The sequence below is a fragment of the Pseudomonas sp. NPDC012596 genome (assembly GCF_042902325.1).
Lineage (GTDB): Bacteria > Pseudomonadota > Gammaproteobacteria > Pseudomonadales > Pseudomonadaceae > Aquipseudomonas.
In genome coordinates, this window is sequence record NZ_JBIBEB010000027.1 from 42,332 (window position 1) to 59,195 (window position 16,864).

The following is a 16,864-nucleotide window of genomic DNA, read 5'->3' on the forward strand; positions in this document are numbered from 1 at the left end:
GGTAACAAATTCGGCGTGGCGGTAACAGTTTACGGGATGCGTAATGGGGCCTGAGTAAAGGCCCGGATAGATATCGAATTAGCCAGGAGTCGTTCATGAGCACTGCACTACCTTCGCTTGGATTCGCCGGCATCGGCTTGATGGGCCTGCCGATGTGCTGGCGCCTGCTGGCGGCGGGCTATCCGCTGACAGTGTGGAACCGCAGCCCGGACAAGTGCGCCGAGCTGGTCGCCGCGGGCGCACGACTGGCCGCAAACCCTGCCGAATTGTGCCGAAGCAGCGACATGGTGTTGTTGTGCCTGGCCGACACAGCGGTGGTGCGCGAGGTAGTGTTCGGCGAGCAGGGCATTGCCCAGGGCGGGCGCAGCGGGCAGTTGCTGGTCGACTTCTCCAGCCTCGAGCCGACCGCCACCCGCGAGATGGCCGCCGAGCTGGCTGCCCTGTGCGGCATGGCCTGGCTGGATGCGCCGGTATCCGGTGGTACGCTGGGCGCCGAAGCCGGCACCCTGGCAATCATGGTTGGCGGCGAAGCTGTCGACCTGCAACGGGCGCGCCCGATACTGCTCACCCTCGGCCAGCGGGTGACGCACATGGGCGGTGTTGGGGCGGGCCAGGTGACCAAGGCATGCAATCAGATGATCGTGGCTTGTAATGCGCTGGTGATTGCCGAAGTGGTGGCACTGGCCGAGCAGTCTGGGGTGGATGCAACGCTGATTGCCGAAGCGCTGGCGGGAGGCTTTGCCGATTCCAGGCCGCTGCAGATCCTGGCCCCGCAAATGGCCGAAAGCCGCTTCGAACCGATCAAGTGGCATGTGCGCACGCTGCTGAAGGATCTCGATGGTGCGGTCAAGTTTTCGCGTGAACAGGGCTCGGCAACGCCGCTCAGTGGTCTCGCCGCGCAACTGATGCGCCTGCACGGTAGCCAGGGGAATCTGCAAAAAGATCCGGCGACCCTGGTAGAGCTGTATCGCAACAAGCAATAAGCGCAGCTTCCTGGCGGTCGAGCCGGTCGAGGATCGGCCGCAGCTCCGCCAGTGGCACCGGGCGGCTGAGCAGGTAGCCCTGCAGGTAGTCGCAGCCGTTGGCGGCCAGGAACTCATGTTGCTCGACGGTTTCGACGCCTTCGCTGACCACCTGCAGGTGCAGGGTATGGGCCATCGCGATAATGGCCTGGACGATTTCCCGGTCCTTCAGGCTGGCCGGCACGTCCTGCAGGAAGCTACGGTCGATCTTCAAGACGTCCAATGGCAAGCGTTTGAGGTAAGCCAGCGACGAATAACCGGTGCCGAAATCATCGATCGACAGGCTCACCCCTTGGCCACGAATACGCTTGAGCAGGCTGACCGTGCGCTGGATGTCGCCCATCAGTGCGTTTTCGGTAACCTCCAGCTCCAGGTAGCGCGGCGCCAGGCCTGCATGGAACAAGGCCATTTCCACTTCGTTGGGTAGCTCTTCATGGCCCAGGGTCACTGCGGAGCAATTGACCGTGAGCTTGAGGCTGGAAAAACCATGGCGATGCAACTGCGCCAGGTCTTCGCAGGCGTGGCGCAGCACCCACAAGTCGAGGTCGACGATCAGGCCGTTGGCTTCGGCGATGCCGATGAAGCGGTCGGGGCTCAGCAGGCCATGTTGCGGGTGCTGCCAGCGTACCAGCGCTTCTAGCTTGGCCACCTGGCCACTGTGCAGGTCGTAGATGGGCTGGTAATGCACCCGCAACCCCCGCTCTTCGAGCAGGGCAATGCGCAGTTCCTCTTCCAGCTGCAGTTCGAGGGTGGCGCGGCTTTTAAGCCCGCTGTTGAAAAAATGCAGGCTGTTGCGGCCACTGCCCTTGGATTGGTAAAGCGCGAGGTCGGCGTGCTTGAGCAATTCTTCAGCGGTAAGGCCGTCGTCGGGGTAGATGCTGATGCCGATGCTGGTGGTCATGACCATGCGCCGGCCGCCCAGGTCGATCGGGTCTTTCATGCGCTGCATGATGCGCTGGGCCAGGTGACGCGCCTCGTCGGGGCCATGCAAAGTGGTCACCACGCAGAATTCGTCACCGCCAAAGCGCGCCACCAGGTCCTGGCTGCGGGTGGCCGCCTTGATATGGCTGGCAATCACCTTGAGCAGTTCGTCACCCGCGTCATGGCCCAGGCTGTCATTGATCCGCTTGAAGTGGTCGATATCGAGGAACATCACCGCCAGCCGGTTTTCGCTGGCATCGAGTTCCGCAAGGCGTTCGGCGAACACCTGGTTGAAACCGCGGCGGTTGACCAGGTTGGTCAGGGCGTCGTAGTGCGCCGCTTGCTGCAGCGACGCGCGGGCCTGGTCCAGTTGGCTCAGCAGTACGCCATAACGGCGCAGGTCGTCTTCCTTGCTTTGCAGTTTCTTGTCGGCCAGGGCCGCGCTGATGCTGCTGCCGCTTATCAGCAAGGTGATGAAGGCGACGGTCAGGCCCAGTTGCAGGCTGTTGTCGCCGGATGGCAGGTTCAGGGCCGTGTCGGCCGGGATCACCAGGGTCATGGCGGCCATTGCCGTAAAGTGCGTGGCGACGATGCCAGTGGCCATCAGTAGGCTTGCCCCGTACTTCATGGCCTGGTGCAAGGTGCCGCTGCCGTTGCGGAAGTAGCGGGCCAGCAACAGGGCGGCGAGGCTGGTAAGCAGGGCGATGGCGATGCTGACCAGTACCAGGCCGGTCTGGTAGTACTGCTGGGCGCCAGTCTGCAAGGCGGCCATGCCGACAAAATGCATGATCACGATACCCATGCCGATCAGCAGGGCGCTTTGCAGGTAATGCTGCGGCCGCATGTGCTCGCGGTCGAGGCTGGTCATGGCCAGCCAGGCCACCAGCAGCGCAATCAATAGCGAAAGGCCGGTCAGAGAGGCGTCATAGTGCATTTCGACCGGGGCCTGGAACGCCAGCATGCTGATGAAGTGCATGGCCCAGATCCCACCGGCCAGGCAGCAGGCGCCGAGCATGCGCCATTGCCGCTGTGCAGCGGGGTGTTCGCTGTGGGATTGACGCTCGGTCATGTCGAGGGTGGCGAAGCAGGCTGCACTGGCCACGGCAAAGGCGATGAGAATCAGCAGGGGCTCATGCCGGCAATCGATGACGATCCGCCCGCTTGCCGGCAGTTCGGAGAACAGTTGCAGTCCCAGCCATTCCATTGCTTGCCCCATGGTCGAGTTCGCACTGGTCTCCAATCAAGCCCCGAGGAGACTGTTCAGAAAGCAGTATAGAAACGGGTGTTTAAACCTTCCTGACTAATGGCGCTTTGATTGCAATGATTTGGTTATCGGACTGATAGCGTGGGGGAATAAGAGGGGAGGGAGGCGCGGCGCCCCTCCCAATCGGTTGCGCTGCCGTCAGCCGGCAACCAGCACGCGGATGGCCTCAAGGCGCAGGGCTGCCTTGTCCAGCATGGCCAGGCCATCTTCGCGCTGCTTGCGCAGGGCGTCGATTTCGCTGTCGCGCACACTTGGGTTGACCGCCTTGAGAGCGGTCAGGCGTGCGAGCTCTTCATCGGACTCGGCTGCCAGGCGGCGTTGCGCCTCGGCCACGCGTTCGACGTGGGTCGGCATGATCTTGGCCTCACCGCCGCTGATGCGTTGGGCCAGAACATCACGCTGAGCCTGCACGAACTTGTTGGCGCTGGCCCGTGGCACGCTTTCGAGCTGGTCGTTGAGCGTTTCGAAGGCGACCCGCGAAGCCAGGTCGTTGCCATTGGTGTCGAGCAGGCAGCGCAGCGCGGCAGGTGGCAGGTAGCGGCCCAGCTGCAGGCTGCGCGGTGCCACTACCTCGCTGACGAACAGCAGTTCGAGCAGCACGGTGCCAGGCTTGAGTGCCTTGTTCTTTATCAGCGCAACGGCTGTGTTGCCCATCGAACCGGACAGCACCAGGTCCATGCCGCCCTGCACCATCGGGTGCTCCCAGGTAAGGAACTGCATGTCTTCTCGCGACAGCGCCTGGGTACGGTCGTAGGTGATGGTGACGCCTTCGTCGTCGCCCAGCGGGAAGCTGGCGTCGAGCATCTTCTCGCTCGGTTTGAGGATCAGTGCGTTTTCCGAATGGTCTTCGCTGTCGATGCCAAAGGCGTCGAATAGCGTTTCCATGTATATCGGCAAGGCGAACTGATCATCCTGCTCAAGAATGGCCTCGACCAGCGCCTGACCTTCGCCGGCACCGCCGGAGTTGAGCTCCAGCAAACGATCCCGGCCACTGTGCAGCTCGGCTTCGAGACGCTCTCGCTCGCCTTTGGCCTCGACGACCAGCGCATCCCAGGCCTTGCTGTCGCCGCCTTCGAGCATCGACAGCAGGCGCGGGCCGAACTGGTGCTGCAGGGCGTTGCCGGTCGGGCAGGTATTGAGGAAGGCGTTGAGGCCTTCGTGGTACCACTGGAACAGGCGCTCTTGCGGGCTGTCCTGCAGGTAAGGGATGTGCAGCTGGATGATGTGCTTCTGGCCGATCCGGTCGAGGCGGCCGATGCGCTGTTCGAGCAGGTCGGGGTGGGCTGGCAGGTCGAACATCACCAGGTGATGGGCGAACTGGAAGTTGCGGCCTTCGCTGCCGATTTCGGAGCAGATCAGCACCTGGGCGCCGAACTCTTCGTCGGCGAAGTAGGCGGCGGCGCGGTCACGCTCAAGGATGCTCATGCCCTCGTGGAAGACGGAGGCCGGAATGCCAGACCGCACGCGCAGGGCGTCCTCCAGGTCCATGGCGGTTTCCGCATGGGCGCAGATCACCAGGACTTTGGTGCGCTTGAGCATCTTCAGGGTGTCGATCAGCCAGTCGACCCGTGGGTCGAAACGCCACCAACGCTCTTCCTCGCTGACGTCGCCTTGTGCCTGGAACGCGACTTCCGGGTACAGCTCGGCGTGCTCGCCGGCCGGCAGGTCGCGGTACTGGTCTGGCAGGGCCAGCGGGTAGGGGTGCAATTGGCGCTCGGGGAAGCCTTGGATAGCCGCACGGGTGTTACGGAACAGCACCCGGCCAGTACCATGGCGGTCCAGCAATTCACGGATCAGGCGTGCGCTGGCCTGGGTGTCGCCGTCGCTGACCGCAGCCAGCAGGGCTTCGCCTTCGGCACCCAGGAAGCCTTGGATGGTGGCATGGGCCTTGGGCGAGAGACGGCCTTCATCAAGCAGTTCCTGTACCGCTTCGGCCACCGGGCGATAGTTTTCGCTCTCGGCACGGAAGGCGGCCAGGTCATGGAAGCGGTTGGGGTCGAGCAGGCGAAGACGGGCGAAGTGGCTGTCCTGGCCAAGCTGCTCGGGGGTGGCGGTGAGCAGCAGCACGCCCGGGATGACCTGGGCCAACTGCTCGACCAGGCCGTATTCGGCGCTTACCTGGTCTTCGTGCCAGACCAGGTGGTGAGCTTCGTCGACCACCATCAGGTCCCAGCCGGCGGCGAACAGCGCGTCCTGGGCCTTTTCGTCATCGACCAGCCACTCCAGGGCGACCAACGCCAGCTGCGCATCTTCGAACGGGTTGCTGGCATCGCTTTCGATGAAGCGCTCGGCGTCGAACAGCGCCACCTGCAGGTTGAAGCGTCGGCGCATTTCCACCAGCCACTGGTGCTGGAGGTTTTCCGGCACCAGGATCAACACGCGGCTGGCGCGCCCGGTCAGCAGCTGGCGATGGATCACCAGGCCTGCCTCGATGGTCTTGCCCAGGCCCACTTCGTCGGCCAGCAGGACGCGTGGCGCGCTGCGGTCTGCCACTTCGCGGGCGATGTGCAGCTGGTGAGCGATCGGTTGCGCGCGGCAGCCGCCCAGGCCCCACAGCGACGACTGGACCTGCTTGCTGGTGTGCTGCAGGGTGTTGTAGCGCAGGCTGAACCAGGACAGCGGGTCGATCTGGCCGGCGAACAAGCGGTCGCTTGCCAGGCGGAACTGGATGAAGTTCGAGAGCTGGGTTTCCGGCAGGGTGCGCGGCTGGTTCTGGCCGTCGAGGCCGTGGTAGACCATCAGCCCGTCGATGTCATCGACTTCGCGGACCGTCAGCTTCCAGCCCTCGAAGTGGGTGATCTGGTCACCTGGCGAGAAGCGCACGCGGGTCAGCGGCGCATTGCGCAGTGAATACTGGCGGGTGTCGCCAGTGGCCGGGTAGAGCACGGTCAGCAAGCGGCCATCCTGGGCCAGGATGGTCCCCAGGCCGAGCTCCGCTTCGCTGTCACTGATCCAGCGTTGCCCCGGTTGATACTGCTGCGCCATACTGCCTGAACTCCCGCGATGAAAAAGCCGGCTATGTTAACGGATAGGCCGGTCAGACCATAGAGTAGAAGTCCAAGAGTCTAGCTGTTTCATCGCAGTTTACCGTCTTGCCGACGAGGGCTACGGACGATATGCCGCTCAAGCACCGCTGGTTGAATGCTTCCCTGGTTGTGAGCAGCCTCATGCTGCTGGCCGCTTGCGAACAGAAAAATTTCGAAAGCTTGCCGGCGATCCCGGTCGAGCAGCTCGAGGTGTTGGGGGTGCAGACGCCTATCAAGAGCGTGCACTTCCGTGACCGCGACGGCGAAGGCCTGCTGGTGCTCAGCCGCAGCGACGGCCAGGCCGTGGATGCCGAGTCCGAGCAGGAAGTCGACAAGGTAGTGCTCAAGGCCACCTTGTATGGGCGAGCGAACGAGCGCGATGGCTTCAAGCCACGCTGGCAGATCGAGCAGGAAACCACCTGCCCAGGGCTGGACCTGGATGTCGATTTCTACACCGATGTCAGTGATGTCGGCGACCTGAACAAAGACGGTATTGCCGAAGTGACGGTAGCCAGCCATGCCTTCTGTGGGGGTGGCATCGACCCGCATGATATTGCCATCGAAATGCGCGAAGGCCAGGCCAGCTACACCATCACCGGCCAGTCGCTGATTACCCCGGCGGGCGAAGAGCCCATCGGCGGTGAGCGAGAAGACAGCGCGTCGCTCAAGAATGCCTCGCCGGTACTGCGCGAGCATATGGACGCGGTTTGGCAACAGGTCTACAAGCGGCCCTGGAGCGAGGCCAGCACACCCAGTAACGATGACCCTGACGACGAACCCGAATAGCCGCTGTCTATACTGGCACGACGCAGCCGGCACCGGCTGCACAACCTCGTTCGCCGACGCTCAAGGTGGCTGACACCCGGCCGATACAGTGGGCACAGGAGAATCCACATGCTGCCGCCGATCATTCCGCTCAGTGCTGCCCCCGTTACCTCGCAACTGGATCCGGTCAAACCGACACCGGACATTAAACCGGTGGTGCCTGCGCAGCCTGCCTCGGGTGAAAGCGCGATCGACCTCAAGCACCAGCGCGACCCGCAGGAGCAGGCCTTGCTGCTGCGTGATGAACAGCGCCGCCAGCAGCAGCGTCGCAACAGCAAGGGCGACGAGGAGCGCTACAGCGCTTTGCCGGGTGATGAAGTTAACGCCGACAACACGGTGCCGGTAGCACCGTTGATGGGTGAGCACCAGCGCCAGGGCCTGCTGGTAGACATAGAAGTCTAGGGTGCCAACCACTGCATAGGGGCGGGGGGCTGGTAACCATCAGCGCCTGGCTTCATCATGCAAGTCTCTGTTGATCGTCGAGCCCACCCATGAGCCAAGACAACCTCATCGACTTCGATGCCGAACGCGCCAAGCGCGTCCATGACATCAAGGAAAAGCGCCTGAACGAAGTGCGTCAGGCGTTCGAGCAAGCCATGCCGTTGGGCAAGGCGAAGAAAAAGAAACCCAAGGGCAAGCCCAAGAAGCGCTGAAACTTGACGCAGGTCAAACCTGCGCCCCCCTCGCGTGCCCGGCCCCGGGCACCATTGACCTCGATCAATTTCCTTCTCCTCCATCTTCGTTACCTTGCACCCATCGAACAACGGCAAACGAAACGGGAGGCCGACATGTTCTTCGACAACGTGGTTATCGCTGGCGTGGTAACGGTCGGATTGATGGTCGCATTCTTTGCCGGTCTGGGCATTTTCATCTGGAAGGACTCGAACAAGCGCAAGCCGCGCTGACCTTTCAGGTTCACGAGCACGCAAGGCATTTAGGGCGACTTCGGTCGCCCATTTTTTTTGCCTGGCAAAAATCCAACCGTCGATCCATAAAGATGATTAGCTAGCTAATTATTCGTTTCAGCATTATCCTTCGCTTCATTGTCTATCGTTTACCTGACCATCCCCCGCAAGGTCCGATTCGTGCCCATCACTCTCCAGGCCCTGTTTGCACCCAGCAGCCTCGCCCTCAAATTCGCCATCAAGACCGTGCTTGGCGGCGGCCTGGCGTTGTGGCTGGCGATGCGTTGGGGGTTGGAGCAGCCGTCCTGGGCACTGATGACTGCGTTCATCGTCGCCCAGCCCTTATCGGGCATGGTGGTGCAGAAGGGGCTAGCGCGGTTGGCCGGGACCTTGGTCGGTACCTGCATGTCCGTGGTGTTCATTGGGCTGTTCGCCCAGACGCCTTGGCTGTTCCTTATCACCTTGGCCTTGTGGCTGGCCCTGTGCACAGCGGCCTCGACGCAACTGCGCAGCGCCTGGGCTTATGCCTTCGTGCTCGCGGGCTACACCGCAGCGATCATCGCATTGCCTGCCATCGCCAACCCGTTGCAGGTGTTCGACCAGGCGGTGGCGCGTTGCACCGAGATTTGCCTGGGCATCTTTTGCGCCACCGCGACCAGCGCCTTGCTATGGCCGATGCGGGTCGAACAGCAACTGGCCTGGCAGGCGCGTCAGGCCTGGCAGAATGGCTTGCAGGCCGCCAGTGCGATGCTGGGTGGCGAGGACGAAGCACGCAAAGGTTTGTTGGAGATTCTAGGGCGCATCGTCGCCATCGATACCCAGCGCGAACACGCCTGGTTCGAAGGCCCGCGCGGGCGTCAGCGGGCCAGGGCCATCCGCGGGTTAAGCCAGAAACTGATGGTGTTGTTGCGCATCGCGCGTTCGGTGCGTCGCCAGTGGCACCAGCTCGATGAGCACCAGGCCTCGCGCCTGTCTCCTTGGCTGGAAGAGGTAAGGGGGCTGCTGGCCAAGCCCGACCAGCCGAGCCTGCTGTTGCTGCGCCAGCGTATCTGGGACGCTGCGCATGACGAGCACATCAGCTCTGCCGAGCATTTCTGCCTGGCTCGCATGGCCTTGTTGCTGGACTACGCCATGGCGGCCACCCAGGCACTGGATAATGTCGAAGCGGGCAAGGCACCCAAGGATGTGGCGCAGGGCCTGGCGGCACACCGCGACTGGTCGCTGGCGTTGCTGTTCGGTTCACGTAGCGCATTGGCCTTTCTGGCCATGAGTGGCTTCTGGCTGGCTACTGCCTGGCCATCCGCGCCTGGTGGCCTGGTGCTGACCTGCGTGGTCTGCAGCCTGTTCGCCAGCCGTGAAAATGGTGCGCAGATCGGCCTCAGCTTCTTGCGCGGCATCCTCTTGGCGATCCCGGCAGCGTTGCTGGTCGGGCAGATCATCCTGCCGCAGTGGAGCAGCTTCGCCATGCTTTGCCTGGGCATGGGCGTGCCGTTGTTCTTCGGCGCTCTGGGCATGGCCCACCCGCGCACGGGGGCCACGGCCACTTCCTATTGCCTGCATTTCATCGTCCTGGTGTCGCCACTCAACGCCATGCAGTTTGGTGTGGCGACCATGCTCAACAGTGCGTTGGCCATGCTCATGGGGGTAGGAGCCGCGGTGTTGGCGTTTCGCCTGTTGGTGTTCCGTCACCCGGCCTGGCTGGGCCGGCGCCTGCGGGCGGCGACCCAAAGCGACCTGGTGCGCCTGACCCGGCGCGACCTGCGCGGCGCCGACAGCTGGTTTGGCGGGCGCATGGCCGATCGCCTGATGCAGCTGGCGCGGCATGCCAGCGAACTGCCCGAGGCCCAGCGCAAGCGCTGGGACGACGGCCTGCACGGTCTGGATATCGGCGACGAACTGGTGCACTTGCGCATGTGCCTGGCAGTTGCCCAGGCGCCGCTGGGCGCTGCCGAACGTGAGTATCTACAGCAACTGGAAGCGGTATTGGCCAAGGGGCCGGCAGCGGGGCGCGGACAACGGCTGGATGCCGCCAGCGAACAATTCATTGCGGCCCTGCAGCGCCAGCCAGTGAGTGACCCGTTGCGCCTGGCCGAAGGGGCCGTGCTGCAGTTGCAGAAGAGCTGGCGCAAGTGGTGCCGCTGGCAGGAGGACGCCCATGGGCTTGCGTGAGTGGGCATTGGGCGGCGTGCTGCTCAGCCCTTTTCTGATCTACGTGCTGATGGCGCTGGTGCTTACCGGCGTGCTGCGCCTGGTGGTGCAGGCTACGCCGCTGGGGCGCTGGATCTGGCATGAAGCGCTGTTCGACACAGCGCTGTTCGTTTGTGTGCTGTACCTGGTAGTCCGCCTGCTGGGGCCTTTGTAAGGAGTGATTGAATGCGTGCTGTCGTCCGTATCCTGGTGACCCTGTGCGTGGTCGCCATTGCCGTGCTGGCAGGTTACAAACTCTGGCAGTACTACATGCTCACCCCCTGGACGCGTGATGCTCGGGTGCGTGCCGATGTGGTGGTGATTGCCCCTGACGTATCCGGCTGGGTACGTGAGCTGAAGGTCCAGGATAACCAGCAGGTCAAAGCGGGCGATTTGCTGATGAGCATCGATCGTGAGCGCTTCCAGGCGGCTTTCGATCAAGCAAGCGCGGTGGCTGAAACGCGCGCCCAACAGTTGCACCTGCGCGAGCGTGAGGCGGCGCGGCGCACGGCATTGGGGCCTGAGGCGATCAGTGCCGAGCTGCGCGAGAATGCGCAGATCAATGCCGCCATTGCCCGCGGCGAGCTGCATGAGGCGCAGGCTCAGCTGCAGGTGGCGAAGATCAACCTGGCACGTAGCGAAGTGCGCGCACCGCGCAGCGGGCATATCACCAACTTGCGCCTGGCCCAAGGCAACTATGTGAATGTCGGGCAGTCGGTGATGGCCCTGGTGGATGATTCGACCTTCTATATCCAGGCCTACTTCGAAGAAACCAAACTGCCCCGCATACGCGTGGGCGACTCGGTGAAGGTTTGGCTGATGGGGGCAGGGGAGGCAATGCAAGGGCATGTGGAAAGCATCAGCCGGGGCATCACCGACAGCAACAGCAACCCGGACAGCCAACTGCTGCCTGTGGTCGAGCCGACCTTCAACTGGGTGCGGCTGGCCCAGCGCATACCCGTACGGATCAGGCTGGACCAGGTTCCGCAGGGCATGAACCTGAGTGCGGGCATGACGGCCAGCGTGCAGGTGCACGAAGACGCTCCCGAGTGAAAGCTGGCGCTGTTTGGTTGCTCTCGATCTATTGAAACGGCGGGCACTTGCGCTAGGCTGGGCCCCACGCGTTGCCCAGCAGAGGCGACCGTTGCCCGCCTGGCGTGCGTCACTTTCGTTCATTTGCGAGGTTACGTCATGGCCATCACATCCCAGGACATCTGCAGCGCCGCCGACCAGCTCAAGGGTTTCGTCGGTTTTCATGGCAAGCGCGGGGTCCATATCGTGCGGTTTTCCGAAGACGCGTTTGGTATGGACGTGGCGGACGAGAGCATCACCCCCTGCAACGAATTCGTCTGGCGGCCCGAACCCGGTGCGCGCATGGCGTTGTGCCGTGAGCGGTTGGCGCTGCTGCTGGAGCAGCATGTGGATGATCGGCTGAATATTGCCGAGGCGTTGCGCATTTACCTGCGGCGCCGTGATCTGCCGGAGATTGTGGCGCAGCGTACGTTGCGCTGAATTGCGTGCTGCCTGTACCCGCGACAGGGCCGGTGCAGGCTCAGGAAACTCCGGCTGATCGCCCGGGCCTTTGCTGCAACAGTTGCTCAAAGGCCAGCTTGTCCAACGGCCGGCTCAGGTAATAGCCTTGTACTTCATGGCAGTTGTCCACTTCCAGCGCCTTCAATTGCTGCTCGGTCTCCACCCCTTCAGCCGTCACCGTCAGCCCCATGGCCTCACCCAGGTTGATGATCGCCTGCACCACGGCACGGTCGCTGCTGTTGGAGTTGCCCAGCCCCGCGATGAAACGCTTGTCGATCTTGATGCTGTCGAACGGGTAGGTGCGCAGATAGCCCAGTGACGAATAGCCAGTGCCGAAATCATCCATGTTCAGGCGTACACCCAGTTCCTTCAGCGCTTGCATGGTAGCCAAGGCACCCTCGATGTCGTTGAGCATGACGTTTTCGGTGATTTCCAGCTCCAGGCGCTGTGCGGGAAAGGTACTTTCCAGCAGGATATCGCGCACATCGGCAACCACATCACTGCGCAGGAACTGGGCTGGCGAGAGGTTCACCGAGACCAGCAACTGCTCGGGCCAGCCCAGGGCGCTGCGGCACACTTCGCGCAACACCCAGCGCCCCAACGTGACGATCAAGTCGCTCTGCTCGGCCAGCGGAATGAACGTGTCCGGGCCAAGCAGGCCCTCCTGCGGGTGTTGCCAGCGCAGCAAGGCTTCCACCGATACGATGCGCAGGTCACCCAGGCGGTAGCGCGGCTGGTAGTACAGCACGAACTCTTGATTTCTCAATGCCCGGCGCAGGTCATTTTCCAGCTGGCGCCGGTACTGGATCTGTTGGTTCATCTCGGCGGCGAAGTAGCGCCAGGTATTCTTGCCGTCGGCTTTCGCCTGGTACAGGGCAATATCGGCGCAGCGCATCAGTTCGCCGGCGTCAAAGCCCTGGGTGCGGGTTTGGGCGATACCTAGGCTGGCGCCAATGTGCAGCACTTGGTCTTCGTAAGAGATGGGCTGCTGCAGCAGTTCGATCAGCCGTTTGCTCAGCCGGTCGATCTCGGTGCGGTTATCCATGCCTTCGAGCACCAGCACGAACTCATCGCCGCCCAGCCGTGCGACCAGGTCGCCTTCACGGGTGGTATCGCGCAGGCGCGCGGCCACTTCCTGAAGCACCGCATCACCTGCCGCATGGCCAAGGGAGTCGTTGATCGGCTTGAAGTTGTCCAGGTCAAGCAGCAGCAAGGTCAACGGCGGCGAGTCGCTGCCACGCAGCAAGGCATGCTCCAGATGGCGGGCGAGCTTGTTGCGGTTGGCGAGGCCGGTCAGCGGGTCGTGCAAGGACAGGTGCTGGATGCGCGCATGGGCTGCGACTTCGTCGGTAATGTCGCTGGCGGTGCCGCGAAAACCGGTGAGCTTGCCGTCGTACACAATCGCCCGGGCTGAAATACGGCAAAAGCGGTTCTGGCCGTTGTGGTCGCGATAGGCGCAGCGCAAGTTGGCTGGTTGTTCCGTGTCGGCTTCGGCCTGTGCATCCAGCCAAGGCGACAGCGGGGTGGTGTCACAACTGAGCAGTTGGTTGATCGGTTGCCCCAGCCACTCTTCGATTTGATCACCGGTGACCCTGACGAAGCGTTGCGACAAGTAGGTCAGCCGCTGCTGGCGATCGGTTTCCCAGATCCAGTCGGACGCGGCCTCGGCGACTGCGCGAAACCTTTGTTCACTGGCCTCCAGGGCTTGGTTGCTCTGCTGCAGGTGCAGCAGGCTCAGGTCAATGGCACGTGAGCTGCGCAGGGCATGGCGTAACAGGTACAGCATCACCAGGCCCAGCACCAGCAACGCACAGAGCAATGGCGGCAGCACCGCCCAGAGTAGTTGGCGCCCCGGCAACGGGCTGTTCCAGGCAAGGTAGTAACCGGTGCCCCCCAAGGCGATCTGCTGGTGGCCGTGCGCGCCGCCCTGGTTTTTTTCGATATGCATCTGCGCAAGGCCCACACTCGCGCCGAGGTTAGCAAGCTTCGCTTCGGTCAGTTGATCTATAAACAGCATGATGGGGGCCTTGCTGACCTCTTCGGCCGTCACGTCCCTGTCGGGGCGCACGGCGGCGGCGCTGAGGACGGCCGGCCAGCCGTTGAACAGCACAAAGTGCGTGACCTGCTCGCGTGCGCTGGCGGCCTGGCGCGCCTCGGCGATGATCGCTGGCAAGGGGGCATCGATGAAGCTGCTGGCGGCGGCTTCGGTAGGGTTGCCCTTGAACAAGGCATAAGTGGTGCGCTGGTCGTCGACGACGAACACACCTTCATAGCCGCTGGCGCTGTACAGCGACTCGCCAACATTTTTTTGCTGGTAAGCCCATTGCCAGTCGACCTTGCCAACCAGGTGCTCATAGGCGGCGTCCCACACGGCGTAGCTGGAAAGAAACTGCCGCGAGGCCAGCAGGCGTTGTTGCAATGCCTGGTTGGCCTGGAGCGCGCTGCGTTGCTGTTCCTGCTCATCCAGCGACGCGGCGATATTGAACAGTGCGCCGAGGGTGACCAGGCAGGCCAGGCCGAATAAGGCGCAAAAGCCACAGATCAAAGTGCGAACGGGCAATCGGGGGGTAGGGCTGCCGGGCGTCAGTTTGGCGTTCCTGGCCATACACGAGCGACTCCTTCATGAGCTACTGCCCCCCGCTGGTCAATCAGCGAGGAGATTCAGTCAGGATAGGCCAGCCTGAGCGTCGCGACCTTGCTGTGGGCGAAATTGACCTCGCGACTGCGCCGTTTATCGCATAACCCGCGTGAACATTGTTCAAAGGACGGTCATCGACGAAAAATGACCTTACAAGCCAATTCACGGTTGGTGCGACCACTGTGGGGTAACATGAAGTCCTTTTTCATGCTTGGAGTGCTGCTGCTCATCATGCCCATGGCTAACCCCGCCGGCGAGCCGGCCCCACAGCGGGACGGACGCTTTCACAACCAGGCCAGCCTGCCCCAGGATGGCGTGCTGAAAAAACTGCGCATCGGCTTGAAGTACTTGTTCTTGCGCAAGCCACCAGAAACCCGGCCCGTCGCGGCCATCAGCGTGCAGCCGATGACTCGCCAGCAGGTGCTCGATGCACCCGATCACAGCCTCTGGCGCCTCGGCCATTCCACGGTATTGCTCAAACTGCGGGGGCGCTTCTTCATTACCGATCCGGTCTTCGCAGAGCGCGCCTCGCCGGTGCAATGGGCCGGGCCGTTGCGGTTCCATGCGCCGCCGCTGGCGCTGGATGACTTGCCGCCGCTGGCAGCGGTCATTCTCTCCCACGATCACTTCGATCATCTCGATGAACAGGCCATCCGCGTTCTGGCCTCGCGGGCCGAGCGCTTTCTGGCACCGCTTGGGGTGGGCGACCTGCTGATCGAGTGGGGGGTACCGGCAGCCAAGGTCACTCAACTGGACTGGTGGCAGGAGAGCGAGGTTGGGGGTGTGCGGTTCGTCGCTACCCCGGCCCAGCATTTTTCCGGGCGTGGGTTGTTCGACAGCAACCGCACCTTGTGGGCCTCCTGGGTAGTGATAGATGAGCAGCTGCGTATTTTCTTCAGCGGTGACACAGGCTACTTTGATGGCTTTGCTCAGATCGGCGAGCGCTATGGGCCGTTTGATCTGACCTTGATCGAGACCGGCGCCTACAACCTGGCCTGGCCCAACGTGCACATGCAGCCGGAGCAGAGCCTGCAGGCACACCTCGACCTGCAGGGGCGGTGGATGCTGCCGATTCATAACGGCACCTTCGACCTCTCCATGCATGGCTGGCAGGAACCGTTCGAGCGCATCGTTGCGCTGGCTGCGGCGGCACATGTGCGTTTGAGCACGCCGCAGATGGGCGAACGGGTCAGTCTCGATTCCCCTCATGAAGGGCAGAACTGGTGGCAGCCACGGCCAGTACGCGGGCGAAGCAGGGGGGCCGAACGTTCGGTCGCTGCGCGCTGAGCGTCAGTCTTTATGGTCCCGCTCACGGGGGGAGGGCTGCTTGTCCCCCTTCAATAGTTGCGAGGGCGGTTTGCCGCTGTCGCTGCGCACCTGGGCATGGCTGATCAAGGCGAAGATGAAGCTGCCCCCAATGATGTTGCCGGCCAGCGTCGGCAGGGCGAACTCCAGCCAGAAGCTGCGCCAGGTTTCGTCGCCCGCCCAGACCAGGTAGGACACCTCCACCGAACCGACGACGATATGGGTGAAATCTCCGAGCGCCATCAGGTAGGTGATCATCAGGATGATCCAGATCTTGGCATGCTCCATGGACGGGATCATCCATACCATGGTGGCGATCATCCAACCGGAGACGATGCCTTTGGCAAACATCTGGCTGATGTCGTTCTTCATTACCTTGCGCCCGATCTCCAGGAAGGCCACATCGGTCTTGCTGTCGAAGATCGGCAGTTCGAGCATGACCCAGGCCACCAGCAAGGTGCCCGCGAGGTTGCCGACCAGCACCACGCTCCACAAGCGCAGCAGGCGCCCGAGGTTGGTCAGTGTCGGCGTGGTCATTATGGGAAGCACCGCCGTCAGTGTGTTCTCGGTAAACAGTTGCTGACGCGCCAGAATCACCGCAAGAAAGCCGGCGCTGTAGCCGATGCTGGCGATCACCTGGGCACTGTCGCCGTCCGGCAGGCGGGCATAGAAGAGCCCCATGGCCATTAATGAAAGGCCCATGGTCAAGCCTGCTGCCAGCGCGGACCACCATAGTGCCGCCAGGGTGCGCTCGAGTTCCTGGTCGCCCTGGAAGCGAATGATCTCGTGCAGTACCGCCGCCCGCGGAGGCTGGTTATGGCTGACTTCCTTTTCCTCATCCGCCGACAGGCCGGGGGTCTTGTCGCTCTGTGCGTCGCTCATGGCCGCTGCCTCCTCGGAGTGTTTCTCTACAGAGCGGCGGTTCATGCATTTAGTTGCCAGGTGGCTGCGAAATGCAGTTTGAAAGTTTTTTCAGATCAAGGTGTTGACTCTGATTTCAAACCGCGTATTATTCGCCTCCTCGCAGCGATGAACGCAGCGGGGCAAGCGGTAAGTTGTTGAGGTTAAAGGCTTTTGAAAGAAAGCTGATTCAAAAAACTTCAAAATAAACGCTTGACAGCAAATGAGGAAAGCGTAGAATGTGCGCCTCGGTTGAGACGAAAAGCTCTTAACCAAACGCTCTTTAACAAATTGAATCAAGCAATTCGTGTGGGTGCTTGTGAGTACGGACTGATAGT

14 protein-coding genes are annotated in these 16,864 nt (G+C 62.5%); 10 read left to right on the forward strand and 4 right to left on the reverse strand.

The window, feature by feature from the left end; translation table 11 throughout:
- Positions 1 to 95 precede the first annotated feature (95 nt).
- Complete coding sequence (locus ACFY68_RS24885; RefSeq protein ID WP_387532969.1) at positions 96 to 983, forward strand: NAD(P)-dependent oxidoreductase; 888 nt, start codon at positions 96 to 98, stop codon at positions 981 to 983.
- Here the strand turns inward: ACFY68_RS24885 and ACFY68_RS24890 are convergent.
- Together ACFY68_RS24890 and rapA are read right to left on the reverse strand one after the other, a co-directional pair.
- On the reverse strand, positions 883 to 3,147 hold the full coding sequence (locus ACFY68_RS24890; protein WP_387532972.1) for a putative bifunctional diguanylate cyclase/phosphodiesterase: 2,265 nt from the start codon (positions 3,145 to 3,147) through the stop codon (positions 883 to 885). The genes ACFY68_RS24885 and ACFY68_RS24890 overlap by 101 nt on opposite strands.
- Before the next feature lie 198 nt (positions 3,148 to 3,345).
- Positions 3,346 to 6,192 (reverse strand): RNA polymerase-associated protein RapA, encoded by a 2,847-nt coding sequence (gene rapA, locus ACFY68_RS24895; protein ID WP_387532975.1) that lies wholly within the window; start codon positions 6,190 to 6,192, stop codon positions 3,346 to 3,348.
- Positions 6,193 to 6,323: 131 nt separating this feature from the next.
- Between rapA and ACFY68_RS24900 the strand changes: the two genes are divergently transcribed.
- The 8 genes from ACFY68_RS24900 (at position 6,324) to ACFY68_RS24935 (ending at position 11,662) form a co-directional block, all read left to right on the forward strand.
- On the forward strand, positions 6,324 to 7,019 hold the full coding sequence (locus ACFY68_RS24900) for a M949_RS01915 family surface polysaccharide biosynthesis protein (protein ID WP_387532978.1): 696 nt from the start codon (positions 6,324 to 6,326) through the stop codon (positions 7,017 to 7,019).
- 108 nt (positions 7,020 to 7,127) lie between these two features.
- Positions 7,128 to 7,460, forward strand: coding sequence for an aspartate-semialdehyde dehydrogenase (locus tag ACFY68_RS24905; RefSeq protein WP_387532981.1), 333 nt, complete (start codon positions 7,128 to 7,130; stop codon positions 7,458 to 7,460).
- Positions 7,461 to 7,549: 89 nt separating this feature from the next.
- A complete protein-coding gene (locus ACFY68_RS24910; RefSeq protein WP_387532984.1) occupies positions 7,550 to 7,711 on the forward strand; it encodes a hypothetical protein in 162 nt (53 codons plus the stop codon).
- 135 nt (positions 7,712 to 7,846) lie between these two features.
- Positions 7,847 to 7,963, forward strand: coding sequence for a cytochrome c oxidase subunit CcoM (ccoM, locus tag ACFY68_RS24915; protein ID WP_003254862.1), 117 nt, complete (start codon positions 7,847 to 7,849; stop codon positions 7,961 to 7,963).
- A 180-nt stretch (positions 7,964 to 8,143) separates the two neighbouring features.
- Positions 8,144 to 10,132 (forward strand): FUSC family protein, encoded by a 1,989-nt coding sequence (locus ACFY68_RS24920; protein ID WP_387532989.1) that lies wholly within the window; start codon positions 8,144 to 8,146, stop codon positions 10,130 to 10,132.
- Positions 10,119 to 10,325: a DUF1656 domain-containing protein gene (locus ACFY68_RS24925; protein WP_346616030.1), complete on the forward strand. Its 207-nt coding sequence runs from the start codon at positions 10,119 to 10,121 to the stop codon at positions 10,323 to 10,325. Before ACFY68_RS24920 ends, ACFY68_RS24925 begins: the two co-directional genes overlap by 14 nt.
- An 11-nt stretch (positions 10,326 to 10,336) precedes the next feature.
- The gene (locus ACFY68_RS24930) at positions 10,337 to 11,203 is read left to right on the forward strand and encodes an HlyD family secretion protein (protein ID WP_346616029.1); all 867 of its coding nucleotides are present in this window, start codon (positions 10,337 to 10,339) and stop codon (positions 11,201 to 11,203) included.
- Positions 11,204 to 11,341: 138 nt separating this feature from the next.
- On the forward strand, positions 11,342 to 11,662 hold the full coding sequence (locus ACFY68_RS24935; RefSeq protein ID WP_387532993.1) for a DUF2025 family protein: 321 nt from the start codon (positions 11,342 to 11,344) through the stop codon (positions 11,660 to 11,662).
- Between the two features lie 40 nt (positions 11,663 to 11,702).
- Here the strand turns inward: ACFY68_RS24935 and ACFY68_RS24940 are convergent, their stop codons facing one another.
- Positions 11,703 to 14,288 carry an EAL domain-containing protein gene (locus tag ACFY68_RS24940; protein ID WP_387532996.1) on the reverse strand — a complete coding sequence of 862 codons (2,586 nt, stop codon included), beginning with the start codon at positions 14,286 to 14,288 and terminating at the stop codon, positions 11,703 to 11,705.
- A 225-nt stretch (positions 14,289 to 14,513) separates the two neighbouring features.
- Here ACFY68_RS24940 and ACFY68_RS24945 point away from each other — a divergent pair, with 225 nt between their 5' ends.
- Positions 14,514 to 15,608 carry an MBL fold metallo-hydrolase gene (locus tag ACFY68_RS24945; protein WP_387532999.1) on the forward strand — a complete coding sequence of 365 codons (1,095 nt, stop codon included), beginning with the start codon at positions 14,514 to 14,516 and terminating at the stop codon, positions 15,606 to 15,608.
- A gap of 3 nt (positions 15,609 to 15,611) precedes the next feature.
- On the opposite strand, the gene ACFY68_RS24950 is transcribed toward ACFY68_RS24945, so the two are convergent.
- Complete coding sequence (locus tag ACFY68_RS24950; protein ID WP_346616025.1) at positions 15,612 to 16,508, reverse strand: formate/nitrite transporter family protein; 897 nt, start codon at positions 16,506 to 16,508, stop codon at positions 15,612 to 15,614.
- Positions 16,509 to 16,864: the final 356 nt, after the last annotated feature.